Here is a 1,085-nt window from a genome sequence, read left to right as displayed (position 1 = left end):
CACATCGGGCTCCGGCAGCGCCGGGGTCACCCCTTGCAAGCGGTGCACGGCGGAGATGTCGGCATCGGCTGCCAGCAGCAGCGGCCCACCCAGTTCGGTGGCCGTGCCGGTAAAACGCTGCCAGATGTCCAGGGTTTCGGTTTGCAGGCGGCTGGCGCTCATTTTTCCGCTGACGTATTCCTCTCCCGTCTCGCCAAACAACAGGCTGCGCCCGCCATTGCCGAGGAACCGACGCACGTCATCCGTCATCTGCACGTCCAGCAATACCGGGAACAGTACGCCGTAGGCCTTGCGGTCATTCGCGCTCATGGCTGGTTTCCTGGGTGGCGATTGCCAGTTGACGAACCTTGGCAGCGGCGTCCAACAGAACCTGGCGGTCCAGGGTGCCTTCGTGGACGGCGGCGACAATCGCCTCGGCGATGCTGTCCAGGCCTGACTCGCTGGACACCAGCAACAGGTGCGCACCGGCCACCAGGGAGGCTACGGCGGTGTCGGGGATGGTGTTGCCGCGCAGTATCGACACCGCGTCCAGGTCATCGGAAATGATCAGGCCTTCGAAGCCGAGGGTGTCACGCAGTACGCCGATGACCTTCGACGAGGTGGACGCCGACTGCTGCGCATCAATCGCAGGAAACACCGCCGGGCCAGGCATGACGGCTTTTACGCCGGTGGCGATGACCTGCTTGAACACTTCAAGATTGTCATGCAGCAATTCCAGCGGCCCCGGCACGGTGGCTTCGGCAATGGCCGGATCGTGCTCGGTGATGTAGTGCCCGGGGAAGTGCTTGGCAGTGGCGATCACACCCGCGCGCTGCACCCCGCGGATAAACGCGCAGGACACTCGGCTGACTTCCACTGGATCCGCGCCCAGGTGCCGGTTGTGCAGCCATGGATTGACGCCGGTGACCACGTCCACGATGGGCGCCAGGAACAGATTCACGCCCAGCCCGCGGGCCGCGGCGGCCATCTCGAAGCAACGTTGCTCGAGGTCCTCGGCGCCGAGGACCTGGAGCAGCGCCCGGGTGGCGACCGCCGGGACCAGTTGGAGCAGGCGTTCGATTCCGCCGAGTTCCTGGTCTACCGCG

General features: G+C 65.4%; 1 protein-coding gene and 1 pseudogene. Both read right to left on the bottom strand.

Going from position 1 to position 1,085, the window contains the following annotated elements:
* Window positions 1-309 (bottom strand): annotated as a pseudogene (locus tag HX846_RS36900) (glycoside hydrolase); the annotation flags it as partial.
* Window positions 296-1,085, bottom strand: a 790-nt coding sequence (locus HX846_RS36895; RefSeq protein ID WP_178967424.1) for a glycoside hydrolase family 3 N-terminal domain-containing protein, incomplete at its 5' end; no start/stop codon positions are given. The pseudogene HX846_RS36900 and the gene HX846_RS36895, both read right to left, overlap by 14 nt.

The organism is Pseudomonas sp. K5002, assembly GCF_013386655.1.
GTDB lineage: Bacteria > Pseudomonadota > Gammaproteobacteria > Pseudomonadales > Pseudomonadaceae > Aquipseudomonas.
This window is presented reverse-complemented; position numbering and strand designations above follow the sequence as displayed.